The sequence below is a fragment of the Pseudomonas sp. G1002 genome, from assembly GCF_013385455.1.
Lineage (GTDB): Bacteria > Pseudomonadota > Gammaproteobacteria > Pseudomonadales > Pseudomonadaceae > Aquipseudomonas.
This window is the reverse complement of sequence record NZ_JACAPY010000032.1, coordinates 1-24366: the sequence shown is the minus strand read 5'-3', so window position 1 is coordinate 24366 and position 24366 is coordinate 1. Positions and strand designations below refer to the sequence as shown.

The window sequence follows — 24366 nt, the reverse complement described above, 5'->3', positions numbered from 1 at the left end:
CTCGCAGGGTCAATGGGCGTGCTCGGCCGAGGCCTTGCCCAACTCGGACTTGAGGATGAAGCTGCCGACGGTGGCCACCTGCGCGCCGGCGTCGAGGCCCTGGCGCACTTCGACGAAACCGTTTTCGCTGACGCCCAGTTCGATATGCCGGGTCATGAAGCCGTCGCTGGTGCGCACGAACACCGAGGGTTTGTCCTCGACGGTCTGGATCGCCTCCTGGGGGACGGTGACCTTGGCCGGGTAGGTGTCGGTGGCGACCTGCACGGAAACGAACAGCCCTGGACGCCACGAAGCATCAGGGTTCGGCACCGTGACGCGCACGGTGGCCGTGCGGGTCTGCTCCCCCAGCAAGTTGCCGACATAGGCAACGGTGCCGAGCACTTCGGTGCCCATTTCCGAGGAGGTGACTTTCACCGGCTTGCCGACCCGGACCTTGTTCAAATCCTTGGGGAACACGCCGAAGGTGACCCACACCTGGGACAGGTCCGACAGGGTGAAGGCGTTGCTGGTCTCGCTCACCACCTCGCCGACACCCAGGTGTTTTTCCACCACCACGCCGTCGAACGGCGCCCGCAGTTCGTAGCGATTGCCACCAACCAATACGGCGCTGCCGCTCAGGGCGTTCATCTTTTGCCGGGCATTGTTCAGGGCGATTTCGGCCTCTTGCAGCGCCTGGCGCGCCAGCAGGTAATCCTGTTCGGCGGAGATCCTGTCCTGCCACAACTGGCGCTCGCGCTGGAAGGTGATGCGGGCCAGTACCACCCGGCGCTCACTGGCCGCCAGTTCACTGCGCTGATCGGAAATCTGCTGGCTGGCGATCACCGCGAGCAGCTCGCCCTTCTTCACCGATTGGCCGAGGTTGACCTGCACCGACTCCACCACGCCGGCAGCACGCGGGACGATGTGGGAGGTGCGGTCTTCGTCGAAACGCACCTCGCCCGGCAGCGAAAGCACAGTGCTGATCTGCCGGGATTGCGCCGGGGCCAGTTGAATACCGGCGGCCTGGATCTGCTGTTCGGTCAGCTCGATCTTGCCTTCCTCTTCCGTCTCTGCCGCACCGCTGATGGCCGGCCACGCCAGCATCAGCGCAACGGCCAGCGCCATCCTGTGTTTGTTGTTCATGGAACGCTCCTGAAAAAATCAAAACCGGGCAAGGTCGCCGTAAATCCGTTCGATGCGCACCCAGGCTTCGGTGGCCTGGGCGGTCGCCGCGAGGTATTGGGTGCGGGCCGCAATCAAGGTGCGCTGGGCGTCGAGTACGTCGAGGAAGTTGAACTTGCCCATCTCGAAACCGCGGGTGGCGCTGTCCACCGCGCTTTGGGCGGCGGGCAGGATCTGTTGGTTGAACGAGCGCACTTCGGTATTCGCGGTTTGCCAAAGGTCCAGGGCCTGGCGGGTTTCGGTGCGCAGGCGCAGTTCGGCAGCGTTGCGCAGGTCGCGGGCCTGGTCGGCACGGCGACTCGCGGCCAGCACGTTGCCCTGGTTGCGGTTGAACAGCGGGATCGGCATCGACACGCCCACCACGTTGACCCGCTCGCGCACGCTGGCGTCGTATTGGCTGCCGATGGACACGTCGAGGTCGGGAATGCGCTGGGCTTTTTCCAGGCCCAGGGCCGCTTCGCCCTGGACGATTTGCAGCTCGGCCAGGCGCAGTTCGGCGGTCTGTTCCAGGCGCGCCAGCAGCTGCGCGGGCGACGGTAATGCCGGGGCGGCCTGGGCTTGGGTGGCGACGGCCTGGAAATCGGTGCTGGCCGCGCCAGTACTGGCGGCGAGACGCCGGTAGGCATCGGTCAGGCCCATCTGCGCGCGGTTGAATTCCAGGCGGATTTCCGAGAGTTGCACCTGGGCGCGGGTGGCTTCCACCGGGGACGTTTTGCCGGCGGTGACGCGACCATTGGCCACCACCAGGCCGCGCTCGGCCAATGCCACTGAGCGCTGGGCCAGGTCGAGGCGTTCCTGGGCGCGAAGTGCACCGTAGTAACCGTCGATGACCTCCGCTCGCAGACCGTTGCGGCGCTGTTCCAGGGTGAGTGCGGCCGCCTCCTGGGCACGGGTGGCGACATCAATCCGGGCGCCGCGCTTGCCACCCAGTTCCAGGGTTTGGCTCAGTTTCACGGTGGTGGTGCGCGAGTTGCGGCGGGTGTCTTCGGCATCCCAGGAGGCCACCGGATTCGGGATCAAACCGGCCTGCTGGCGACCGCCTTGGGCGATGTCGATTTCCCACTGCGCAGCGGCCATGTCGGGGTTGTTGGCGAAGGCGGTTTGCAGGGCCGATTCGAGGGTCAGGGTTTGCGCGTTTGCGCCCTGGACCGTCATCAGCAACAGCACCGAAGCGCCGATAAACGTGCGGACAAAAGTTGGCATAACAAGAGTTCCATGCCCATGAATTAACAGGTGGGCAATGTAACTTTCGGTACTTATCAGAGGAGTGGCCAGAACATTACAAATCCGTTAGCAACGGCTCTGGCGCGGGCTTTTGCTTTAAGCTCCGGGCAACTTTTCCACTGCCCAGCGGGATCCTCGACATGCGTATTCTGGTTATCGAAGACGAACCTAAAACCGCCGATTATCTACACCAGGGATTGAGCGAAAGTGGCTATATCGTCGACTGTGCCGCCACCGGCGCCGACGGCCTGCATTTGTCTCGCCAGCACGCCTACGACCTGGTGATGCTCGACGTGAATTTGCCGTTGATGGATGGCTGGGACGTGCTGCAACGCATCCGCCAGAACAGCAGCACCCGCATCATGATGCTGACCGCCCAGGGCCGCCTCGCCGACCGGATCAAGGGCCTGGACCTGGGCGCCGATGATTACCTGGTCAAGCCGTTTGAGTTCCCCGAATTACTCGCGCGGGTGCGCACCTTGATGCGCCGCAGCGTGCATTCGCCGGTGCCGGATGTGTTGCGGGTGGCCGACCTGGAATTGGATCAGGGCCGCCACCGGGCGTTTCGCGGTTTGCAGCGCATCGACCTGACCACCAAGGAGTTCGCCCTGCTGCACCTGCTGATGCGCCAGAGCGGCGTGGTGCTGTCGCGCACGCAGATCATCTCGTTCGTGTGGGACATGAACTTTGATTGCGACACCAATGTGGTGGAAGTGTCGATCCGCCGCCTGCGGGCGAAGATCGATGACCCGTTCGAGCGCAAGTTGATCCATACCTTGCGCGGCGTGGGTTATGTGCTGGAAGACCGTGAGTGATGGTCAGGCGTGCACCTCGTCGTGCTCGTCATGCTGAAAACCTTCGCCCTCGATCTGGATCGTGGCGTGGGAAATATCGAATTGTTCATGCAGTAACTCCGTCACCTGGCTGAGGATCTGTTGCTCGCTGCCTTGAGCAGAATCCGCCACCAAGTGAGTGCTCAGCACGTTCTTGCCGCTGGTGAGGGCCCAGATGTGCAGGTCGTGCACGTCCTTGACCCCGGGAACGCCGCGAATTGCCTGTTCCACCTTGTCGATATCGATGCCGTCCGGCACGCCTTGCAGCAGCACGTTCATGCTTTCCTTGAGCAGCGTCCAGGTGCGGGGCAATACCCAGAAGCCAATCGCCGCCGCCACCACCGAATCCACCCAGCCCCAGCCGGTGTACATGATCACCAGCGCCGCGATGATCACGCCGATGGAGCCGAGCATGTCGCTCCAGACCTCCAGGTAAGCGCCCTTCACATTCAGGCTTTCGCCGCTGGCCGCACTCAGCAATCGCATGGAAATCAGATTGACCACCAGCCCCAGCACCGCGATCACCAGCATGCCGGTGGACTGGATCTCGGCGGGCGCCTGCAAGCGTTGATACGCCTCATACAGGATGTAGAACGCCACGCCGAACAGCAGCAGCGCATTAAACGCTGCCGCCAGGATCTCGAAACGCGCATAGCCGAAGGTGCGCTTGCGGTCGGCGGCGCGCTTGGCGACCTGGATCGCCACCAGGGAAATCCCTAGCGCCAGGGCGTCGGTCATCATGTGCGCGGCATCGGACAACAGCGCCAGGCTGCCGGTGATAAAGGCGCCGATCACCTCGGCGATCATAAAGCTGCCGGTCAGTGCCAATGCGATCCATAACAGCCGTTCGTGGCCGGCGCGTACCTGGGCGTGGCTGTGTCCTGCGCTCATGAAATGTCCTCGTGGGTCGTGGTCCGGTTGATCATAGAGCTATAGGCCAAAACCACCGGCACGAGTTGCAAAATTGTCATCTCGCCGTCAGCTGGGCGTTAAGCCATACGCACCAAAATTGAACATGAACGCTCTGGAACCGTTGTATCAGGTATGCTTTTCGAGCAGGAAACAAAAAGAAACACATTAGCCAACCTGTTCGATAAGGAGTCCCGTTTTGGAGTTATCGACTGCCGCGTGGATGGTTCACGACACCCGCCTCATGTTCTGCGTATTACTGGCCATCGCCAGCATCATTGTGTTGATCAGCGCGACCAAGCTGCCGCCCTTCCTGTCGATCCTGATCGGTACGTTTATCGCCGGTGTCGGCGCCGGCTTGCCGCCGGAAGAAGTGGCCAAGGCATTCAGCAAAGGCGCCGGGGCGATCCTCGGTGAAGCCGGGATCATCATTGCCCTGGGCTCGATGCTCGGCGCGTTGATGGCCGAATCCGGCGCTGCCGACCGTATCGCCACCACCCTGCTGGGGTTGGGCAAGGGCAAGTCGTTGCCCTGGGTGATGGCGCTGGTGGCGATGGTGATTGGCTTGCCGCTGTTCTTCGAAGTGGGCCTGGTGATGATGGTGCCGATCATCTTTGTGATGGCCAAGCGTTCGAACCAGCCGCTGCTGAAAATCGCGATCCCGGCGCTGGCGGGGATGACCACCCTGCACGCCTTGATGCCGCCGCATCCGGGGCCGCTGATTGCGGTGGGCGCATTGCACGCCGACCTGGGCCTGACCATGTTGCTGGGCTTCTGCCTGGCGGTACCGGCCGTGATTCTGGCCGGCCCGCTGTACGGCAACTGGCTGTCCAAGCGCATGCACGTGGACGAGCCGGCCGACATTGGCGCGCTGTTCAGCGCACCGCCCAAGGCGCCGCGCCAGCCGAGTTTTGGTGTGTCGCTGCTGATCATCCTGTTGCCGGTGATCCTGATGCTCGGCAGCACCCTGGCCAAGGTTGCCATGTCGCCGGAAAGCCCGGTGGCACTGACCTTGAAGTTCCTCGGTGAGCCGTTGATCGCGCTGGGCCTGGCGGTGATTGCCGCGGTGATCTGCCTGGGCTGGGCCAGCGGCATGCCGCGGGCCGATGTCGGCAACACCCTGCGCAAGGCGCTGGCGCCGATCGCGGTGCTGTTGCTGACCATCGGCGCCGGTGGCGGGTTGAAGCAAACCCTGCTGGATGCCGGCGTGAGCCAGACCATCAGCAAGGTGGCCGAAGGCGCGCACATGCCGTACCTGTTGCTGGCCTGGTTGATTGCGGTGGCGCTGCGTCAGGCCACGGGGTCGGCGACCGTCGCCACCACGACAACGGCGGGCATCCTGGCGCCGATGATGGCGGGGTTGGCGGCGACGCAAAGCTCACTGGTCGCCCTGGCGATTGGTGCCGGCTCGGTGTTCTTCTGCCACGTCAACGATGCCGGCTTCTGGATGGTGCGCGAATACTTCGGCTTGCAACTGAAGCAGACGATCTGGGTGTGGTCGGTGTTGCAGACCATTGTGTCGGTGGTGGGCCTGGTGGGCACGCTGCTGATGTGGCACTTCCTGACGTAATGATCGTTCCCACGCTCCGCGTGGGAATGCATCCGTGACGCTCCGCGTTACACGAGCGGACGCGGAGCGTCCAGGGAGGCATTCCCACGCAGAGCGTGGGAACGATCAGGTGGGTAGGCGCTTGCCAAAATGCGCCGCACTCATTGCGCCCACCGCGCCCATCGCCACGCAATACCCCACGCAGATCCACGGGCTGGTCGGCATCAACGCGATCAACATCAGCGGCGTGGTACTCGCCCACAGCGCATACGCAATGTTGTAGGTGAAGGAAATCCCCGAGACGCGCACCTGCGCCGGGAACAGGTTGACCATCACCGACGGCACCGCGCCCACCACCCCGCAACTCAAGCCAGCAATTGCATACGCTGCGCCCAGCCACACGCCACCGGCAATCAGGCTGGCATAGAGCACGGCAATCCCCACCGGCAGCAGCAGGCTATAGACCAACACCGCACGCCAGGCGCCGATGCGGTCCACCAGCAGCCCGGCCAACACGCAACCGATATTCAGGAACACGATGCCCAACGCGCTCAGGGCGAAGGTGTGGCTGGGGCTCATGCCGAAGGTTTTCTGCATCATGGTCGGGGTGATCACCACCAGTACGACGACGGCCGAGGTGAGCACGCAGGTGAGGATCATCGCCGGCAGCAGCGCGCTGCGATGTTCCCGCAGGACGGTACGCAGCGGCAGTTCGGCGCCGGCCTGGCGACGGGCCTGCATTTGCAGGAACACCGGGGTTTCGCTGAGCCAGCGCCGCAGCCAGACACCGATCACGCCGAACACGCCGCCGAGCAGGAACGGGAAGCGCCAGGCGTAGTCGAGGATTTCGGCCGGGGTGAAGACTTGCGCCAGCAGCGTCGCCGTCAGCGCGCCGAGCAGGTAGCCGAAGGTCAGCCCGGCCTGGAGGAAGCCCAGGGCATAACCACGATGGTTGTCCGGAGCGTGTTCGGCGACAAACACCCAGGCGCTGGGCACTTCCCCGCCCACTGCCGCACCCTGGAGGATGCGCAGCGCCAGCAGGATCAACGGTGCGAAATAACCGATTTGTGCGTAGGTGGGCATGATGCCGATCAGCAGGCACGGCAGCGCCATCATCAGGATACTCAGGCTGAACACCCGTTTGCGCCCCAGGTGATCGGCGAAGTGCGCCATCAGGATTCCGCCCAGCGGGCGTGCCAGGTAGCCGGTGACAAAGATGCCGAAGCTTTGCAGCAGGCGCAGCCACTCGGGCATTTCCGGCGGGAAAAACAGCTGGCTGAGGGTGAGCGCGAAAAATACGAAGATGATGAAGTCGTAGATTTCCAGGGCCCCGCCCAGGGCGGCCAGGCCCAGGGTTTTGTAGTCGGAGCGGGAGAAACGCTGCGCCTGTGGATAAGAGGTGGCAGTCATGGAAAAGCTCGGCAGGCAAACGAAATGGACTGCAGGTTATGAGCTGGGCCGAGTGATGGCAATCACGCTGGATATATTTGCTTTACTCATTGATCAATGAAGATAACTACATTCCCAAATGAATAGCCGTAGAGGAACATGCAGCAAAACTGCCGCCCCCCATAATAAATACAAATAGAGGTACTGAACGTGGCCGATGCTATCGAAGACAGCCGCTACGCCCGATTCGCCCTGCGTTGTTCAAACTTCGCCGAGCGCTGGTTCCCTGACTCCTGGGTGTTTGCCGCCCTCGCCGTGATCATTGTCGCCGTGGCGACCCTGGGCATGGGCGCCGCGCCGACCGAGGCCGCCAAGGCGTTTGGTGACGGTTTCTGGAGTTTGATCCCGTTCACCATGCAAATGGCCTTTGTGGTGATTGGCGGTTACGTGGTCGCCAGCTCCCCGCCCGCCGTGAAATTGATCGACCGCCTGGCGCGCATCCCGAAGAACGGCCGTTCTGCCGTGGCCTGGGTGGCGCTGATTTCGATGGTCGCCTCGTTGCTCAACTGGGGCCTGTCCCTGGTGTTCGGTGGTTTGCTGGTGCGTGCGCTGGCCCGGCGTACGGATTTGCGCATGGATTACCGCGCGGCCGGTGCTGCGGCCTACCTCGGCCTGGGTGCCGTTTGGGCGCTGGGGCTGTCGTCGTCGGCGGCGCAGTTGCAGGCCAACCCGGCCAGTTTGCCGCCGTCGATCCTGTCGATCACCGGGATGATCCCGTTCACCGACACCATCTTTCTGTGGCAGTCCGGCGTGCTGTTGCTGGCGCTGATCGTGGTGTCGCTGATCATCGCCTACGCCACCGCGCCCGGGCCGAACTCCGCCCGTGACGCCAAGGCTTGCGGTATCGACCCGGCCTTCAACATGCCCAAGCCGCAACCGCCGACCCGTCCGGGCGAGTGGCTGGAGCACAGCCCGTTGCTGACCATCCTGCTGGCGTTGCTGGCCGCCGGTTGGTTGTTCCATGAATTCTCGACCAAGCCGGCGATCAGCGCGATCTCGGGGCTGAACACCTATAACTTCCTGTTCCTGATGGTCGGTGCCCTACTGCACTGGCGTCCGCGCAGTTTTCTCGATGCGGTGGCCCGTGCGGTACCCACCACCACCGGGGTGCTGATCCAGTTCCCGCTGTATGGCTCGATTGCCGCGCTGATGACCGTGGTGAAAGGCAGTGACGGCGCGACCCTGGCGCACCATATCTCGACCTTCTTCACCTCGATCGCGTCCCACGACACCTACGCGCTGTTGATGGGCGTGTACTCGGCGGTGCTGGGCTTCTTTATCCCGTCGGGCGGCGGCAAGTGGATCATCGAGGCGCCGTACGTGATGCAGGTCGCCAACGACCTGGAATATCACCTGGGCTGGGCGGTGCAGATCTACAACGCCGCCGAAGCGCTGCCTAACCTGATCAACCCGTTCTATATGCTGCCGCTGCTGGGCGTGCTGGGGTTGAAGGCGCGGGACTTGATCGGCTTTTCGTTTGTGCAGTTGCTGGTGCATACGCCGCTGGTGTTGGTCCTGCTGTGGGCGTTGGGCACGACGCTTAAATATTTGCCGCCGGTGATGCCATAGGGCAGCTGCCAGTAACCTTTCTGATCAAACGCGTCGGGGTTGTCCCACTCACTACGGTGGCAACCCCTGATTTCTGCCGCCAACGCCTTTGATTAACCTGATTCGGATAACGCCTCACACCCCCCAAGGAAAATCCGATGACGCCCCTATCCAAATCGCTGGAAGAGTTGATCAATGCTATTTACAAGGACGGCAACGTGTCGTTCGTTGAGTACCAGGGCCTGCGCGACAATGCCGATTGCCGCATGGCCACTGTTATCAAGGAGTTTGGCCTGCACAACAACGTGACGGCGTTCCAGAAAGCCATGGATGTGGCCATGCAACTGCTGCAGTCCTGCGTCATCGATGCCAAGAAAGCCAAGCTGACTGACACGGGCGAAGCCATCGTCAAGGATGCGCTGGCGTCCCAGGTAGAGTACTTGCGCGCCGGCAGCCAATTGGCACTGCGCTTGTTATGAGTGGCCTGTAGCGTTCAAGGCACTGTCTTCGTTCCGTCACATTGCATTGCTACCGTCCTGCGAAATATCTTGCAACATTCAACCAGCAGGAACTCCCAGCAATGAGCGACGAGCACGAAGACCGCCCTTCCCAAGACATTGAAGCCAAACCGCCAGTCGACACCAGCCGGCGGCGCTTCCTGGGAGGCGCGGCCGTGCTGGGCGTGGGTGCGACCCTGAGTGCCTGCGGCAATACCAGCGAGGCACCCGGCAAGCCGGTGGAGCGTCCGCTGACGCCGCAAGAGCTGGACAAGGCTCTGCACGAACAGGTTAAAACCGTGGTGGTGATCTACGCCGAAAACCGCAGTTTCAACAACCTGTTTGCTGATTTCCCCGGCGTCGAGAAACCCCTGTCGGCCCTGACCGCCGCTGAGTATCAACAACGCGACCGCGACGGCAGCCTGCTGAGCACGCTGCCCCCGACCTGGGGCGGCGTGTTGCAAATCGGCCCGCAGACCGTCGATGGCGTGACCTACCCCAGCGAAGTGCAATACCAGGAAAACCTGCCCAACGCCCCCTACGCCCTGAAGGGCCCGAACGGTGAAGACCAGCCCCTGAGCCTGGTCACCCGGGATTTGTGGCACGTGTTCTATCAGAACCAGATGCAGATCAATGGCGGTAAAAACGATGCGTTCGTCGCTTGGGGCGACTCCGGCGGCCTGCTGATGGGCCATTACGCCCAGAGCCGTTACGCCCTGCGCTTGTGGGACGTGGCGAAGGAGTTTGTGCTCTGCGATAACTTCTTCCAGGGCGCGTTTGGCGGCTCGTTCCTCAACCACCAATACCTGATCAGCGCCACCCCGCCGGTGTACCCAAACGCTGCGCAATCGGTGGCCAAGGCACAGATCGCCACGCTGCAAAGCGACGACCCGACCGACCCGCGCCTCAAGCCTCTGGACAAGTCCCCGGCCAGCGCCATGACCGGCCCGCCGCAATTCGGCCCCAGCGCACTGACCCCGGACGGTTTCGGCGTGAACACCCTGGCCCCGCCTTACTGGCCTACCTGGATTCGCGACCCCGAGCGCCCGGATTACTCCAAGCCCGACTTGCCTAACGTGCTGGTGCCACAAACCCACGAGCACATCGGCGACAAACTGTCGAAAAAGAACGTCGACTGGGCCTGGTACGCCGGTGCGTGGCAAGCAACGCTGGATCAGTTCAAGGACTCGGGCGGCATTCCGAAGATTCCGAACTTCCAGTACCACCACCAGCCCTTCAACTACTTCAAGCAGCAAGGCCCGGAAAACCCGGCTGAGCGCAATAAACGCCTGCGCGATGGCGGCCTGGGGGATGACGCCAGCACCAACAAGTTCTTCGCCGATGCCCAGGCCGGCAAGCTGCCTGCGGTGACCTTCTACAAACCCCAGGGCAACCTGAATATGCACGCCGGTTACGCCGACGTCGCTTCGGGCGACCGGCATATCACCCGCGCCTTGAAGGTGCTGCAGGAAAGCCCGCAGTGGAAGAACATGGTGGTGATCGTCACCGTCGATGAAAACGGCGGCTGGTGGGACCACGTTGCACCGCCAAAAGGCGATCGCTGGGGCCCGGGCACGCGGATTCCGGCACTGGTGGTCTCGCCGTTCGCGCGCAAGGGCACGGTGGACCATACCGTCTACGACACCGCGTCGATCCTGCGTCTGATCACCCGGGTGTTCCAGCTGGAAACCCTCGATGGGCTCAAGCAGCGTGACGACGCCATGACCGCGCGCGGCCAGAAGCCCATGGGGGATTTGACCAACGCCCTGCACTTCAAGGTGTAGACGCACTTGCTCAAAAGCGACAAGCACGCAGTTTTTCTACGCGCTTTTCCCGGTCAACCGCTAATGTGTGAGGGTGGGCATTCACCCCGCGCAGACGGGCTTTCGCTGACAGGGAACCATCCATGTTCAAACTCACCAGGTTGTCCTTCACCCTGGCCGCACTGACCTTGAGTGCGGTCGTACAGGCTGACATCACCGTACCGCTGGGTACCCCGCAACGTGTCACCCAGTTGTTCGCGTACCCGAACAATTGCAACGTCATCTGTTTTCGTCCCTGGACGCTGGAACAGACCGTCGAGCACTACCTGAACCAGAGCCTGCAACGCGACGGTTACAGCCGGGCCAAAGTCAGCGTCAAAACCGAGCATGACCAGGTGCTGGCCACGTTCAGCGGTGTGCCAGACGGTTATGGCCAGCCGTTGACCACCTTGCTCGATACCGCCGACCTGGCTTACCAGGGCGCCAGCAAACTCAATGGTGATGGCAAATGGCAGTTCAACTGGTACCTGTTCCTGCCGCTGGGCATGGCCCTGGAAAACCGCAAGAGCATCGAGCTGCTGCACTTCCCGCCGGATTATTCCCTGACCCACTTCCAGGACTACCTGGAGTCGGCCACCACCGACCGCTGGGCGACCTTGCTCACGGCCAACGGCATCCCGGCGACCCAGACGCCGGAATACCAGACCATCATCGACATCGCCCCGATCGCCGCCCCTGCCACGGCGGGCAAGGACCTGGAAGGTGTGTACGGTTACTTCACCGACTACCAGACCCGGATGGTCAAGGAGCTGAGCCAGCACGCGGGCGGCGCGTTGCCGATGGTGGCCTTCGGCGCCCCGGTGCGCAGCTGGATCAAGCAGCAATACGGGCAAACCGTTGCCGTACTGGGCCTGGCGCAAATCAGCCCGGCCGTCGGGAGCCAGGTCGCCGTACTGGGCGCCAATCACCCGAGCTACATCTGGTATGCCGCCAACCCCGACACCTATGACGGTGACGAGCAAAAGGCCGACGAGGCCGGTTTGAAGGTGATGGGCCAAGACTTGAGCGCCGCCTGCTGGCAGGCCTCGATGGGCCAGAAGCCCGCCAGCGATCCGAATGTGCAGCTCAAAGGCTGCATGAACACTTGGCAGGTAACGCGCAAGGAGCAGACCTGCGAACTGTTCTACACCTCTATCCGCGAGCTGACGCCTGATCAAGCGAACGCCAAGTGTGCCCAGCCGGCGATCAAAACCCAGCTGAGGCAATTGAAAAGCGCCGTGCCAGAACCGGCAATTGAAGCACCGGCGCTCTGAAGCGGGCTGCAAGAAGGGCATTTTCCTACATAAAAGATAGCCAACTTCTACTGTCAGATTTGACAGTAGAAATTGGTTCCCACTTAAGCGAGTCTTGAGCCGCGCCCATCCGCTGCAAGACTGGCAGTCAAGACACCACCGGCAGGTCGATGCAGCCCCTCCTGGAGAGTCATGAAAACTCAAGCCATGGACAAGGCTAAAACCGCTGTGAGCAAGTGTCTTTACCCGTTCGCGACCGCCCTCGCCGAACACGGCTACCCTCGCGCTCGCGACTATGAAGTGGTGCGTACCCGAGACGGTTCAGGCGACGGAATCAAGACCCGCGTCGCCTTTGACAGCCGCATGTGCATCGCCAGGGTGTCCGGCTACGCATTGAATGAGCGGCGCCTGCATACGGTGCAGATGTCCTCGCGTATCCACTTGTACGACCCGTGGTTCAGCGGCCTGATTTCGCACTCGTGCAACCCGAACGCGTTTCTCGACATGACGTACCTGGAACTGTGGTCCGTTCAGCCCATTCCCGCTGGCGCCCTGCTGACCATGGATTACGCCCACACCGAGGACGTATTGTTCCGACAGTTTCGCTGCCAGTGCGGCGAGCTCAACTGTCGGGGCTGGATCACCGGCATGAAGGAGCCGTTGAATCCCGAGGGTCAGCAATTCATGGAGCAGTGGCGCGAACGCAAAAGCCCTTAGACCGCACCCAGCGGGCGCAGGCGGTATTGCGGCGGCAATTGCTCGAAGCCACTGATGGTGGTGTTCAGGCTTTTCCAGCGGCCGTCCTTGATCCCGTAGATACAGCCATGAACCGACAGGCTCTGCCCGCGGTGCCAGGCGTTCTGCACGATGCTGGTGTGGCCGACGTTGGCCACCTGCTGGATCACGTTCAGTTCGCACAGGCGGTCTACACGTTCCTCTTCCGTGGGCAACTGGGCCAGCACGTCGCGGTTTTCGTAGTACAGGTCACGGATGGTGCGCAGCCAGCCGTCGATCAGGCCCAACTGGTTGTCCTGCATCGAGGCGCGTACGCCACCGCAGCCATAGTGGCCGGTCACCAGGATGTGTTTGACCTTGAGCACGTCGACTGCGTACTGGATCACCGACAGGCAATTGAGGTCGGTGTGCAATACCACGTTGGCCACGTTGCGGTGCACAAACAGGTCGCCAGGCAGCATGCCGACGATCTCGTTGGCCGGTACCCGGGCGTCGGAACAGCCGATCCACAGGTATTCCGGGGTTTGCTGGCGAGCGAGCTTGGCGAAGAATTCGGGATCTTCCTGTTTGATCGCATCCGCCCAGCGTTCGTTGTTATCAAGCAAGTCTTGTAGTTCGTTCATCAGGGAAAGCCTCAGGAATGATGCGCAGTTTTGACACTCGACCGCCCGTCCGGGTCACGCCAACAATAAAGATAGCCGGCGGCAATTTCTTGAATCTTGGGGAGCCATGCCTGTCCACACACTATAAGCCCCACAGTATGAGGAATCGCCATGACTGAATCACGACGTCCCTACGGCGCTACACAGCCGGAACCGATTGATGACAACGAAGATCGCATGGGCGAAATGCGCGAGCTGGATTTTGACAAGGAGGAGCCGACTGCGGAAATCGGCGACGAAATTCCGCCTCGGGAGCGTGAGCACCTGATGCCCGACGAACGGGTGCGCGAAGCCGGGATGACCGGTGCTTCCACTGACGATCATGATTCAACCGATGATGACATGAGCCCGGAAACGCTGATCCATGAGGATGGTGCGCGGGATGCGCAGGAAGCAGGTGAAGACCATCCGGCGGATTACGATTTGAGTATCGTCGATGAAGACGAGATCGGCGGCGGCAATGGCCTGGATGAGGCCGAGTTGGCCGATATCGATCCAGTAGACGGCAACCGCTGACACCCTGCCGAACTGAATGTGGGAGCGGGCTTGCTCGCTCCCACCAAGCCCGCTCCCACATTGGGCCCTGTGTTTAGTCGACCAGGGTGCAGGCCATCACCACCGCATCTTCGCGGCCACCGACGGCGGGGTAATAATCCCGCCGACGGCCAATTTCGTTGAAACCATAACGCTCGTACAGCCGGAACGCGCCGGTGTTGCTGTCGCGCACTTCCAGGAAACATTCCCGCGCCTTGGCCTCGTAGGCCCGGGACATCAGGTGCTCCAGCAAGCTCAAGCCCAGGCCACGGCCCTGGTTTTCCGGCTTGACGGTGATGTTCAGCAAATGCGCTTCATCGAGGATGATCTGCACCACCCCGTGCCCCACCTGCTGCTCACCTTCGAACATCAGCCAGATCTGGTATTTGCCCAGCCCGTCGAGAAAAATCCCGCGGGTCCAAGGGTGGCTGAACGCTGCGTATTCGATCTTCAGTACAGCGTCGAGGTCCGCCTCGGTCATCGGGCGGAAGGATAAAGCTTCACTCATCGGTACTTTTCCAGCGCGCCATCAGCCGGCGCATGGCTTGCCAGACATCAGCCTTACGCTGTGGCTCTTCCATTAATAGTTCCAGGCCCGGCAGGGCCCAGACGGAGCCCAGGCCTTCGACCTGCAGTTCGCGGTACCAGGCCTCGGCATTCGCTTCGCCGGCAAAACGCACGGCGGGCAGGCCGATCAGCCACAGGCACACGCAGGGTTCGTCTTCCAGGCGCGCCGAGACAAAACCTTGCACAAAATCCCGTGCAGCTTCCGGGCCCTGGTCCATGGTGCCCCGGGCCAGCAGCGGCCAGCGCACCGGCTCGCCAACGATTTGCGGACTGTCGGGCAGGCCGGCGGCGCGCAACATGTCCTTGAGCAGCAGATAGGCCGGGTCGCGGGCCTGGAAGCGCTCGCCTGTGGGTAACTCCACCAGCAGCAGGCATCGCCCGGCCCGCAGCAGTTGCAGGGCAAAGCGTGGCGGCGGTACGACCGGAGCCTTGACCACGGCAGGCGCCTCTTCGGCGACGACCGGCTTGGCCACCGGCGACGGGCGCGGCACTTCGACCTTTGGCCGGACCACCGGGGTTTCTGCCACGGGCTTGACCAGCGGCACCGGCGCAGCCGCCTCCTCACCCGAAGGCTCGAAAGCCTCGAACGGTTCCGGGGCCTCCAGCAGCTCGGGCCGCGAAGGGGCGGCGAACGGTAATTCAGTGCGCGGCAGCCAGTTGACCACCTGCATGGCGGTCAAGTAAGCGCGACGTCGGGACTCGATAAGCAAAGGTCGGCCACTTGTGGATAACTAAAGAACAGGGATTCTACCGCCCTTCGACGAAGATCGCCCGCAGTTGATCGCTCCGCTGAGCGCCTCACGACCGGCTGTGGATAAATCCCGGCACCGATGCAGTACAATCGCTGCTTTTAATCGCTAACCAGCCGGCCATTCCGATGATCGAACCCAAGCGCGTCTTGCGCGCCCTCGCCGAACACTGGGCCCTGCTTGAGCCACTGTGCGAACACTTCGACCAAGGCACCCTGAGCCTCAGCGAACTGCGCGCCCAGCTGGCCGCCCAACAACTGGACAGCACGCCACAGGACATCACCAGCCTGCTGGACGTGTGGATTCGCCTGGATATCCTGGTGCCTGTCGCCAAGAGCCCGAACCGTTTCGAGCTCAACGCACAGATCCACGACTTCCTGGCGTATCTTCGCAAGGAGCACCGGCTAGGCCTGTGCCTGGAAATCGAAGCCTACCTGCGCCACCTTGAGCGCCTGGCGGGTTATATCCAGGACGCCTTCGACATCCGCGACGGCCATGACCTGGCGCGCCAATTGCGCCTGCTGGACATGCGCGTGCGCGACGTGCTGAAAAAACTCGCCAACGATGAACAGGCCCTCGCTGCCGTGGCCGATCGCGCCAAGACCAGTGACCGGCAGATCCCGTTGCGCCAGCGCTACGCCGAAGTACTGGCGACCTGGGACGAATACGTCGAGCCGATGATTCAACTGGTGAACGCCGACGGCGCCTTCGAACAAGGCGTGCGCAAGGTGGAAAACGTACTGTTGCGCATGCTCACCGAGCAGCAGCGCCTCGGCCACCTGGTGGACGACGACATGCTGCTGCGCACCCACGCGCGCATCCTCGAAATGCAGACCAGCGCCCAACTGACCTTGCGTCACGCCCGGGAACTGCTGCTGCCGTTGCGGGAAGAAGCGCGCCGGCACAACGCCGTGACCCGGGGCGCGGCGCTGGCCTTGTCGGCGATTCGCCGCAAGGGCCTGGACGCGGTGCCGCAAGCGGCGATGCCGATGTTCACCCGGCCGCAAAGCACCTTTCTTGGCAGTGCCAGCCAGGTCGAAGCCTACGTGTACGCCCTGGCCAACTTCGAACCGAAGCCGGCGCGTTTCCCCAAGGCGCACAAATCCCACAAGGGCGAAGCCCCTCGCGCACCGCGCACGGTCAAGGAAATGCTCGAGCGCTGTGAAGACGCGCTGCCGATGCCGGACCTGATGACCTGGCTGCTGGAGCAGGAACCGGACGGCGCAACCGACGAGTTGCTGTACTGGTTCTCACGCCTGTCGCGGGAAAAACGCTTCAAGCGTGAACGTCTGGAACGACGGGATTACCACACTCACGAGCACCAGGTCAGCCTGCGCTCATTCGCCCTGCTTCCAGCCAGTATTGATACGGCCGGGAATTCTGCGAGCACCCCTCATGCATCTTGATCTATCCGAACTGTCCCAGCTGGCGCCGATCTTTCGCGAGCTGTTCAAGGGTTACCACGTCAGCCGCCGCGACCCGGAGCTGTACGCCCAACTGTCGAACTTCCAGGACCAGTACCGCACGTTGTTCAAGGCCCTGGGCTTTGAGTTGGTGTGCGACACGCGGGGTTTCTACTACTTCGTGCCGGACTCGGCCGTGGCCGCCGCGCAGGTCAACAAGACCGCCCAGCGCCTGGCGTTGTTCACCTTCATCATCGTCGAGCACCTGGCCGACCAGGGCCGCGACCCGATCGCCGTGCTCGACGGTGGCAGCCTGGGCCGTGACGAACTGCCGTCGTTGCTGGAAAAGTACCGCGACCTGTTTATCCAGGCCGAAGTGCAGACCGTCGAGGAACTGGAAGAAAAAATCATGCGCCGCATGACCCAGCTGGGTTTTGCCGGTGAAGAGAACGGCATCTACCGCTTCCTGCCGCCGATGCACCGCTTCCTCGATGTGTGCCTCTCGGTCCAGCAAGACCGCGACCTGGCCGCGAGCATCCACAGCGTATTGCCGTTGCCGGCCCCGGTGATCATCGACGAAGACAGCGATGAAAAACTGCTGAAGACCGATGACCCGCTGGACTTGAGTGACTTTGCAGAAGAAAGCGAAGAAGACGCCCTGGCCCGCGCCATTGCCGAAGAACAGGAGACCGACGCATGAGCAAGGAACGCTACGGCATTCGCCGCTTCGCCCTTTTGAACACCGCCGGTTACAGCCTGGGCCTGTTCCCGCTGGAAGAACCGCTGTCGGTGTACGGCGCGAACAACCTTGGCAAATCGGCGTCGATCAACGCCTTGCAGTTCCCGATTCTGGCGCGCATGTCGGACATGAGTTTCGGCAAGTACACCCTGGAGCAATCCCGGCGTTTCTACTTTGCCACCGACACCAGCTACATCCTCGTGGAAGTCTCGCTTCCCCATGGCCCGCACGTGATCGGCGTGGTCGGTCGCGGCCCGGGCGGTGGTTTCGGTCACCAGTTCTTTGCCTACGCCGGCAAGCTGGACCTGGCGCACTACCAGAAGAACGACACCTGCCTGCGCCAGAAAGAGCTGTTCACCAACCTTGAGCGCGAAGGCCTGAAAGCCTATGAGCTCAAGCCCGATGAGCTGCGGCGTTTGCTGGTGGGCGGCCATACTTCGATCCCGCTGGACCTGACCCTGATTCCGCTGCGCTCCACCAGCGAGCAGAGCCTGAAGACCTTCCGCGCGCTGTTTATCAATTTGCTGCACATGCGGGAAATCACCGCGGCCAAGTTGAAGCAGCTGTTTCTGGATGCGTTCGAACACAGCCTGCGTTCCGGCAGTGTCGATTACATCGCGGCGTGCGAAGAAGCCTTCCGCGATGTACGACGCATGGAGCAGGACTACAACTCGCTGGTGGCTGCCGGCCCTCTGGTAGAAGCCTTGGCCAACGGCGTGAAGCAGCGGGACATTCTGCGGGGCAAGCTGCATCGCCTGTCACCGCTGCTGGATTCGTTGCTGGGCACCTGGTCGGACTACGCCAGTGCGCGCAAGGAAGAACTGACGATCCAGGCCGAGCATTACCGCAACGAGCAGGATTCGCTGCAGAACGACCAGCGCGGCGGCACTCAGGAGCTGATGCGCCTGGAGCGGGAAATCAGCGGGATTCAGCGCTGGCTGGGTGAGCTGTCAGTGCTCAAGCACCGCTTCGCGCTGGTGGATGACGTCAAGGTGCTGGAGCAGCAACTGCTGGCCGCCAAGGATGCTCACGATGAACTGGCCGGGGCCTTGGCGCAGTCGCGTCAGTTCAGCGCCGAGGATCTGGATGAACGTCTGCGGGACCTGGAAAAACGCCTGAAGTCGGTGAAGCAGCAACTCGATCACGCCGACAACAACAGCTACGCCAAGCTGCGGGAAGAATTCTCGCAGCAGGATGTCGAGCGTCTGATGCGCCTGTTCAACAGTTCGCTGTTCAGCTTGCCGCTGGGTGAGCATGGCATCACGCTGGACGAGGACGGCCTGTGGGTGAAATCCCTGGAGCAGATCCTTGATGGCTTCAAGGGCGAGCGTTTTGAAGTGCCGGGGCTGGCCATCGACATCTCGCACATCGAGCCACCGGCGTTGCAGGCACTGGCTGACCGCGCCGCGTTGCGCGACCAGAAAGAGCGTCTGGAAAAAGAACTCAAGCAACTGAAAACCCAGCAAGCCGTGGCGGCCGACCGCGCGGCGAGCAAGACCCAGACTGAAGCGCTGTACCAACAGGTACTGGACGCGCAGAAGGCGCTGGAAGATTTCCGCCGTGCACAAACCCTGAGCGCCGAGGAAGGCGAGAAGCTGGAAAGCCTGGCGCAGATGGAAGCGGCCCAGGACGAATTGAAACGCTCCAGCGATGCGTTTACCGAGCGCGTCCAGCAACTGTCGGCCAAGCTGCAATTGGTAGGCCGGCAGATTGGTGATATGGAAGCCAAGCAGCGCACCCTGGATGACGCATTGCGTCGTCGCCAGTTGCTGCCGGCAGACTTGCCGTTTGGTACGCCGTTCATGGACCCGGTCGACGATTCCATGGACAACCTGCTGCCGCTGCTCAATGACTACCAGGACAGCTGGCAAGGCCTGCTGCGCGCTGATGGCCAGATCGACGCGCTGTACGCACAGGTGCGCCTCAAGGGCGTGGCCAAGTTCGACAGTGAAGACGATATGGAGCGCCGCCTGCACCTGCTGATCAACGCTTACGCGCACCGTACCGATGAAGCCCTGACCCTGGGCAAGGCCCGGCGGGCGGCGGTCACGGATATCGCGCGCACCTTGCGCAATATCCGCAGCGACTACGACAGCCTTGAGCACCAGTTGGCGTTGTTCAACCGTGAGATCAACAAGCGCCAGGTGTCCAACCTGCAGAGCTTCCGCATCGTGCTCGCGCCGAACAAGGAAGCCCTCAAGCATATCGACCAGATCATCCACAGTGCCGGCCAGTATGAAGAAGGCGAAACCCTGTCGGTGTTCGATCTGAGCCAGAGCGCCGAGCAGGACAACAAGAACGAAGAGGCCAAGGAATACCTGGCGCGCCTGGTAGCGGCCAATCATAACCAGTTGGGCCTCAAGGACTTGTTCGAACTGGCGTTCGAGATCACCAAGGTCAACGGCCAGCCGATCATTCACACCGACATCGATGGCGCCGCCTCCAACGGCACCACCATGACCATCAAGGCGCTGACCAACATGTATTTGTTGCTGCACTTGATGGACCGCGACCAGGCCGGGCGCGTGCGCTTGCCGTACTACCTCGACGAGGCGGCGGATATCGATGAGAAGAACCAGGCGGCGTTGCTGGAAACCAGCTTGCAGCTGGGCTTCGTGCCGATTCTGGCCAGTGTGAAGCCGCAGGTTTCCGCCCAGGTGGCGATCGACCTGGAAGGCGGCAGCGGGCCGAACGGGATCTACATTGATGAAGCGGACTGGAAGTACATCCGTCGTCACGATGTGGTAAAGGCGACGGTGAATGTGCAGGCGGATGAGCCGGAGCTGGATGAGGTTTAATCAGTTGCGCTGAAATGCAAAAAGGCCGCGATCTTCTGGATCGCGGCCTTTTTTTGGTGTTTTTGAGGGCCTCTTCGCGAGCAAGCCCGCTCCCACATTCAATCGGGTTCCTTCAATGGGAACTGGGTCAAATGTGGGAGCGGGCTTGCTCGCGAAGGCCGCGCCTCGGTCTATTTGCCGAGTGGGATTTTAGGCGCCCAGGTCAGCCATTCATCTTCAAATTTGTCGAACAGCGGGAAGGTCTGCTGGGGCCGTGCAGCGTTGCCCATACGCTCGCCGTCCGGCGTGGCAAAGGCGATGCCGCCGGCGACCAGGGTCTCCAGGGACTCAGTGCGAACAGTCGCGCCCTTGAACAAGCCGAAGTCGAGCCCGAAGCCGCTGGTGTTCCAGAACCGGCTGCCACTGCGCACCAGAGGCGCGTACTTGGGCTCGATCAGGATGTGAACCAGCACACGGTCGGCGGTCTGGCCCAGCTCGTAGCCGGTAACTTTGCCTACGGTGACTTCGCGGTAAGTGACCGGAACGCCTTCCTTCAACGAGCCACGGCGTGCGGCGCTGAGTACCAGGCTCAGGCCCTCCTCCTGATGAACGGCTTCTGGCGGCTTGTCCAGCGCGACGAAACTCTTCTGTGGGCCGATGCTTTTGGTCGCTGGCTGTACTTCGATGTACTGGCCGGTCACCAGGGTTTCCAGGTTCGACGTTTTCATCAGGCCCAGTTCAGGCTTGACCACCCAGAACTGACTGCCGGCCCGTGCAATGCGGTCGGCCACTTGGGTGATACGCGCGCTGAGCAGCACCGATTGCATGTCGGCGCTCAGGTCGACACTTTCGATCTTGCCTACGTCCAGGCCCTTGAAGCGCACTGGCGTACCCGGGCGCAGGCCATCGGCGCGGTCGACCTTGATGGTCACCAACGTACCGTGCTGGTTGGCGGCTTCGCGATCCGGGAACAGACGGAAACGCGGGATGCGCTTTTTCAGCGGCACATTCGGCTCCGGGGTTTCGAAGGCGATACCGCCCGCCATCAGGCTGGCCAGGGATTCGCTTTTCACCTGGATGCCGCCGGTAAGCCCACCGGTCAGGGTCACGCCGCTGGCATTCCAGAAACGGGTCGAACCATTGACCAGGCCTTCGTATTCTTTCTCGATATGGACGCCGATCACCAGTTGCTTGTTCTTGCGGGAGAACTGGTAGCTCTGCACGGAACCGACCTTGACCTGCTTGTAGAGGATCGGGCTGCCGACATCCAGGGAGCCGAGGTTGTCGGTGAAGAGCACCATGTGCAGGCCGGGGGAACGCAGGTCCAGTGGCGGCGCCTTGGCGCGGGCGACGTACTCCCGTTGTGGCGCGGTGCCCTTGTCGCCGGGACGGATGGCGATGTAGTTACCTTTGACCAACGCTTCCAGCCCGGTGATGCCCGCCAGGGAGATAGACGGTTTGACTACCCAGAATTGGGTGTCCTGGACGAGGTAGTCTTCGGCCAGTGGGTCGAGGGTCAACTCGGCATTGGCGCTGGACAGGTCCGGATCGATCTTCAGGGTTTTCAGGCTGCCGACCTGGATGCCTTTGTACATCACCGGGGTGCGGCCCGCCTGGAGGCCTTCGAAGTCGGTGAGTTTGACTTTGACCTTGATGCCCGCCGCGGCTGCATCGAAATCTTCGTACAGGCGGAACGGCAGGCTCGGGTCCGTCGGTGGGCTGTCCTTGCGGTTCTCCGGCGTGGCGAAGGCGATACCGCCGGCAACGATGCTGGCCAGGGATTCACTGCGGACTTTTACGCCGGAAAGGTTGGCGTCGATGCTGATGCCGCTGGCGTTCCAGAAACGCGTGTGTTTACGCACCAGGCTGGCGTAGGTCGGCTCGATGTAGACCTTGATTTCAACGGTGGTCTGGTCTTCGGAGAGCAGGTAGCTTTTGACCTGGCCGACCTGGATCTGCTTGTAGAACACCGGGCTGCCACGGTTCAGCGAGCCGAGTCGATCAGCTTTGATCGTCAGGTGCAGGCCGGGCTTGGCGTCGGATAAAGGCGGTTCTTCGGACAGGGCCTTGAACTTGCGCGTCGGCTCACCATCGCCTGGGCTGGCGGCGATGTAGTTACCCGAGACCAGGGTTTCCAGGCCGGTGATCCCGGCCAGGCTGACACTTGGCTTTACCAGCCAGAAGCGGGTGTTGGTCTTGAGGTATTGCTCCACATCCTTGTTCATCTCGATGGTAGCAATCACCCCGCGATTGTTACCTTCGTCATCCAGGGCCAGGGTTTTGACCTTACCCACGGACATGCCTTTGTAGACCACTTCGGTCTTGTTGGCCTGGATGCCTTCGCCGCTTTCAAAGCGAACCTGAATCTCGATGCCTTGCTGGTTGTAGGCGCGCCACCCCAACCAGCCGCCGATGATCAGGGCAATCAGGGGCAGCACCCAAATGGCCGACCAGTTGGAAGCTGGGCGGGTTTTAGCCTTAGGCAAATCACTCATGGTCGTCGTCCGACTCCGTGTTATCCCAAATCAGTCGGGGATCGAAAGTTACTGCGGCAAGCATCGTCAAGATCACCACACTGGCGAACGCTACGGCACCGAGATTGGCCTCGACACTGGCAAGTCGCCCAAAGTTTACGACTGCCACCAGGATGGCAATCACGAAGATATCCAGCATGGACCAGCGGCCAATGAACTCGATAAAGCGGTACATGATAATGCGTTGTTGCGCGGAAAGTGGCTGGTGACGCTGCACCGAGAACAGTAACAAGCCGATGCCCACCAGCTTGAAGGTGGGCACCAGAATGCTGGCGATGAACACTACAGCGGCGATCGGGAACATGCCGTGCTGCATCAACTGGATCACGCCGGACATGATGGTGCTCGGATCGCCTTGGCCCAGGGAGCTTACGGTCATGATCGGCAACAAATTGGCCGGGATGTACAAGATGGCTGCCGTGATCAGCAGCGCCCAGGTGCGCGTCAGGCTGTTCGGACGACGGGCGTGGACCAGCGCGCCGCAACGGGTGCAGGTTTGCTCGTCGGTGTCCGGGTCTTGTTTGTTTAGTTCGTGGCATTCGGTACAGATCAGAATGCCCGCATCAATCGCCCGCATGAGCATCCTCTCCTGACAGCGCTTCCCAGATCTGGTGAGGTGACATGACCACCTCCAGCAGTATCTGGACCATTAACAGACTTACGAAGCAGGCCAGGCCCAGCCCAACGGTGATGGTGGCCATGTCGGCCAGCTTTACGATCGCCACCAGCACGCCCATCAGGTAGACCTCGAGCATCCCCCAGTCTTTCAGATGATGGTAGATGCGATAAAACAGCAGACCGTAGCTACGGCCGATGTTCCAGCGGATGCTCAGCAATACCGCCAGTTGGCACAGGAGCTTGAGCAATGGAATGCCCATGCTGCAGAGGAACACCACCACGGCGACGCCTTGCATACCGGTGTCGAACAGACCGACCACGCCGGTCCACACGGTGTCCTGCGAGGACTGCCCGAGTAGATTGAGCTGCATGATGGGTAAAAAGTTCGCGGGGACGTACAACAGCAGCGCGGCAATCACTAACGCCAGGCTTCGTTCAACGACGTTGTGGCGGTGAGCGTACAGCTCGTAGCCGCAGCGTGGGCATTGGGCCTTTTCACCGCGGGCAAGCTCCGGCTTGCGCATCAACAAGTCGCACTCATGGCATGCCACGAGTTCGTCCAGCGGTAAGTCTGACGCCTCAAGGGCATCAACCGGGTCGGGCATATAGGGCTCGGACTCTAAAAAAGATTAGGTGCCTATTCTAGTGTTCTGGTTCAGAAATAACTGTGCAAATTTGTCGGGAGATTCAGTAGCGTTTGTGTGCGCGAGGGGGGGATTGGGACGAGGGGATTTAGACCAATGCGTGGCATCAGGTAGCCCGCGTTACCGTTGGAGTTTTTCGCCAGCAAGCTCGCCATACTTTCCGACCGCGCAAAACAAAA

General features: G+C 61.8%; 21 protein-coding genes. 11 read left to right on the top strand and 10 right to left on the bottom strand.

The genetic code is table 11. The annotated features are described in order from the left end of the window. Positions 1–9: 9 nt before the first annotated feature. Together HX801_RS21155 and HX801_RS21150 are read right to left on the bottom strand one after the other, a co-directional pair. Complete coding sequence (locus HX801_RS21155) at positions 10–1122, bottom strand: efflux RND transporter periplasmic adaptor subunit (RefSeq protein WP_177022673.1); 1113 nt, start codon at positions 1120–1122, stop codon at positions 10–12. An 18-nt stretch (positions 1123–1140) separates the two neighbouring features. Further along, on the bottom strand, positions 1141–2364 hold the full coding sequence (locus HX801_RS21150) for a TolC family protein (RefSeq protein WP_003214410.1): 1224 nt from the start codon (positions 2362–2364) through the stop codon (positions 1141–1143). Positions 2365–2525: 161 nt separating this feature from the next. Here HX801_RS21150 and HX801_RS21145 point away from each other — a divergent pair, with 161 nt between their 5' ends. Further along, positions 2526–3200, top strand: a complete 675-nt coding sequence (locus HX801_RS21145) for a heavy metal response regulator transcription factor (RefSeq protein ID WP_008437506.1) — start codon at positions 2526–2528, stop codon at positions 3198–3200. A gap of 3 nt (positions 3201–3203) precedes the next feature. Here HX801_RS21145 and HX801_RS21140 read toward each other — a convergent pair whose 3' ends face one another. Next, positions 3204–4109 (bottom strand): cation diffusion facilitator family transporter, encoded by a 906-nt coding sequence (locus tag HX801_RS21140; RefSeq protein ID WP_008437507.1) that lies wholly within the window; start codon positions 4107–4109, stop codon positions 3204–3206. A 217-nt stretch (positions 4110–4326) separates the two neighbouring features. Here HX801_RS21140 and HX801_RS21135 point away from each other — a divergent pair, with 217 nt between their 5' ends. Continuing rightward, positions 4327–5697, top strand: a complete 1371-nt coding sequence (locus HX801_RS21135; RefSeq protein ID WP_023659163.1) for a gluconate:H+ symporter — start codon at positions 4327–4329, stop codon at positions 5695–5697. A 105-nt stretch (positions 5698–5802) separates the two neighbouring features. On the opposite strand, the gene HX801_RS21130 is transcribed toward HX801_RS21135, so the two are convergent. After that, positions 5803–7086, bottom strand: coding sequence for an MFS transporter (locus tag HX801_RS21130; RefSeq protein WP_177022672.1), 1284 nt, complete (start codon positions 7084–7086; stop codon positions 5803–5805). A gap of 189 nt (positions 7087–7275) precedes the next feature. Here HX801_RS21130 and HX801_RS21125 point away from each other — a divergent pair, with 189 nt between their 5' ends. The 5 genes from HX801_RS21125 (at position 7276) to HX801_RS21105 (ending at position 12942) form a co-directional block, all read left to right on the top strand. After that, positions 7276–8694 (top strand): TIGR00366 family protein, encoded by a 1419-nt coding sequence (locus HX801_RS21125; RefSeq protein ID WP_177022671.1) that lies wholly within the window; start codon positions 7276–7278, stop codon positions 8692–8694. Between the two features lie 137 nt (positions 8695–8831). Next, a complete protein-coding gene (locus HX801_RS21120; RefSeq protein WP_010177091.1) occupies positions 8832–9152 on the top strand; it encodes a hypothetical protein in 321 nt (106 codons plus the stop codon). Between the two features lie 101 nt (positions 9153–9253). Next, the gene (acpA, locus tag HX801_RS21115; protein WP_177022670.1) at positions 9254–10954 is read left to right on the top strand and encodes an acid phosphatase; all 1701 of its coding nucleotides are present in this window, start codon (positions 9254–9256) and stop codon (positions 10952–10954) included. Between the two features lie 122 nt (positions 10955–11076). Then, positions 11077–12246: a hypothetical protein gene (locus HX801_RS21110; protein WP_177022669.1), complete on the top strand. Its 1170-nt coding sequence runs from the start codon at positions 11077–11079 to the stop codon at positions 12244–12246. 171 nt (positions 12247–12417) lie between these two features. Next, positions 12418–12942: an SET domain-containing protein-lysine N-methyltransferase gene (locus tag HX801_RS21105; protein ID WP_177022668.1), complete on the top strand. Its 525-nt coding sequence runs from the start codon at positions 12418–12420 to the stop codon at positions 12940–12942. Here the strand turns inward: HX801_RS21105 and can are convergent. Beyond that, the gene (gene can, locus HX801_RS21100) at positions 12939–13583 is read right to left on the bottom strand and encodes a carbonate dehydratase (protein WP_003214385.1); all 645 of its coding nucleotides are present in this window, start codon (positions 13581–13583) and stop codon (positions 12939–12941) included. The two genes, HX801_RS21105 and can, sit on opposite strands and share 4 nt — an antisense overlap. Positions 13584–13733: 150 nt before the next feature. On the opposite strand from can, the gene HX801_RS21095 reads away from it, so the two are divergent. After that, positions 13734–14138, top strand: coding sequence for a hypothetical protein (locus HX801_RS21095; protein WP_003214383.1), 405 nt, complete (start codon positions 13734–13736; stop codon positions 14136–14138). Positions 14139–14211: 73 nt separating this feature from the next. Here the strand turns inward: HX801_RS21095 and rimI are convergent, their stop codons facing one another. Both rimI and HX801_RS21085 read right to left on the bottom strand, forming a co-directional pair. After that, on the bottom strand, positions 14212–14664 hold the full coding sequence (gene rimI / locus HX801_RS21090) for a ribosomal protein S18-alanine N-acetyltransferase (RefSeq protein WP_003214382.1): 453 nt from the start codon (positions 14662–14664) through the stop codon (positions 14212–14214). After that, complete coding sequence (locus HX801_RS21085) at positions 14657–15394, bottom strand: hypothetical protein (protein WP_003214379.1); 738 nt, start codon at positions 15392–15394, stop codon at positions 14657–14659. The genes rimI and HX801_RS21085 overlap by 8 nt, the downstream gene beginning before the upstream one ends. Before the next feature lie 206 nt (positions 15395–15600). Between HX801_RS21085 and mksB the strand changes: the two genes are divergently transcribed. From mksB to mksF, 3 genes are read left to right on the top strand one after another with little or no spacing between them, the layout of a single operon-like run. Beyond that, on the top strand, positions 15601–16878 hold the full coding sequence (gene mksB, locus HX801_RS21080; RefSeq protein ID WP_003214377.1) for an Mks condensin complex protein MksB: 1278 nt from the start codon (positions 15601–15603) through the stop codon (positions 16876–16878). Next, complete coding sequence (gene mksE / locus HX801_RS21075) at positions 16868–17575, top strand: Mks condensin complex protein MksE (RefSeq protein WP_003214375.1); 708 nt, start codon at positions 16868–16870, stop codon at positions 17573–17575. Before mksB ends, mksE begins: the two co-directional genes overlap by 11 nt. After that, complete coding sequence (gene mksF / locus HX801_RS21070; RefSeq protein WP_008437530.1) at positions 17572–20412, top strand: Mks condensin complex protein MksF; 2841 nt, start codon at positions 17572–17574, stop codon at positions 20410–20412. Before mksE ends, mksF begins: the two co-directional genes overlap by 4 nt. Before the next feature lie 170 nt (positions 20413–20582). Here the strand turns inward: mksF and HX801_RS21065 are convergent, their stop codons facing one another. The 3 genes from HX801_RS21065 to HX801_RS21055 are packed head-to-tail and all read right to left on the bottom strand — an operon-like array spanning position 20583 to position 24148. Beyond that, positions 20583–22886, bottom strand: coding sequence for a PqiB family protein (locus tag HX801_RS21065; protein WP_003214369.1), 2304 nt, complete (start codon positions 22884–22886; stop codon positions 20583–20585). Further along, positions 22879–23502: a paraquat-inducible protein A gene (locus HX801_RS21060; RefSeq protein WP_003214366.1), complete on the bottom strand. Its 624-nt coding sequence runs from the start codon at positions 23500–23502 to the stop codon at positions 22879–22881. The genes HX801_RS21065 and HX801_RS21060 overlap by 8 nt, the downstream gene beginning before the upstream one ends. Then, positions 23489–24148, bottom strand: coding sequence for a paraquat-inducible protein A (locus HX801_RS21055; protein WP_177022667.1), 660 nt, complete (start codon positions 24146–24148; stop codon positions 23489–23491). Before HX801_RS21055 ends, HX801_RS21060 begins: the two co-directional genes overlap by 14 nt. Positions 24149–24366 lie beyond the last annotated feature (218 nt).

What these genes read in the sequence shown, in the direction of transcription:
- acpA (WP_177022670.1), top strand. Translation starts at nt 9,254, where the DNA reads ATGAGCGACGAGCACGAAGACCGCCCTTCCCAAGACATTGAAGCCAAA.
- HX801_RS21060 (WP_003214366.1), bottom strand. Translation starts at nt 23,502, where the DNA reads ATGCGGGCGATTGATGCGGGCATTCTGATCTGTACCGAATGCCACGAA.
- mksE (WP_003214375.1), top strand. Translation starts at nt 16,868, where the DNA reads ATGCATCTTGATCTATCCGAACTGTCCCAGCTGGCGCCGATCTTTCGC.
- HX801_RS21150 (WP_003214410.1), bottom strand. Translation starts at nt 2,364, where the DNA reads ATGCCAACTTTTGTCCGCACGTTTATCGGCGCTTCGGTGCTGTTGCTG.
- mksB (WP_003214377.1), top strand. Translation starts at nt 15,601, where the DNA reads ATGATCGAACCCAAGCGCGTCTTGCGCGCCCTCGCCGAACACTGGGCC.
- HX801_RS21105 (WP_177022668.1), top strand. Translation starts at nt 12,418, where the DNA reads ATGAAAACTCAAGCCATGGACAAGGCTAAAACCGCTGTGAGCAAGTGT.
- mksF (WP_008437530.1), top strand. Translation starts at nt 17,572, where the DNA reads ATGAGCAAGGAACGCTACGGCATTCGCCGCTTCGCCCTTTTGAACACC.
- HX801_RS21155 (WP_177022673.1), bottom strand. Translation starts at nt 1,122, where the DNA reads ATGAACAACAAACACAGGATGGCGCTGGCCGTTGCGCTGATGCTGGCG.
- HX801_RS21085 (WP_003214379.1), bottom strand. Translation starts at nt 15,394, where the DNA reads ATGCAGGTGGTCAACTGGCTGCCGCGCACTGAATTACCGTTCGCCGCC.
- HX801_RS21130 (WP_177022672.1), bottom strand. Translation starts at nt 7,086, where the DNA reads ATGACTGCCACCTCTTATCCACAGGCGCAGCGTTTCTCCCGCTCCGAC.
- rimI (WP_003214382.1), bottom strand. Translation starts at nt 14,664, where the DNA reads ATGAGTGAAGCTTTATCCTTCCGCCCGATGACCGAGGCGGACCTCGAC.
- HX801_RS21110 (WP_177022669.1), top strand. Translation starts at nt 11,077, where the DNA reads ATGTTCAAACTCACCAGGTTGTCCTTCACCCTGGCCGCACTGACCTTG.
- can (WP_003214385.1), bottom strand. Translation starts at nt 13,583, where the DNA reads ATGAACGAACTACAAGACTTGCTTGATAACAACGAACGCTGGGCGGAT.
- HX801_RS21095 (WP_003214383.1), top strand. Translation starts at nt 13,734, where the DNA reads ATGACTGAATCACGACGTCCCTACGGCGCTACACAGCCGGAACCGATT.
- HX801_RS21065 (WP_003214369.1), bottom strand. Translation starts at nt 22,886, where the DNA reads ATGAGTGATTTGCCTAAGGCTAAAACCCGCCCAGCTTCCAACTGGTCG.
- HX801_RS21055 (WP_177022667.1), bottom strand. Translation starts at nt 24,148, where the DNA reads ATGCCCGACCCGGTTGATGCCCTTGAGGCGTCAGACTTACCGCTGGAC.
- HX801_RS21120 (WP_010177091.1), top strand. Translation starts at nt 8,832, where the DNA reads ATGACGCCCCTATCCAAATCGCTGGAAGAGTTGATCAATGCTATTTAC.
- HX801_RS21145 (WP_008437506.1), top strand. Translation starts at nt 2,526, where the DNA reads ATGCGTATTCTGGTTATCGAAGACGAACCTAAAACCGCCGATTATCTA.
- HX801_RS21140 (WP_008437507.1), bottom strand. Translation starts at nt 4,109, where the DNA reads ATGAGCGCAGGACACAGCCACGCCCAGGTACGCGCCGGCCACGAACGG.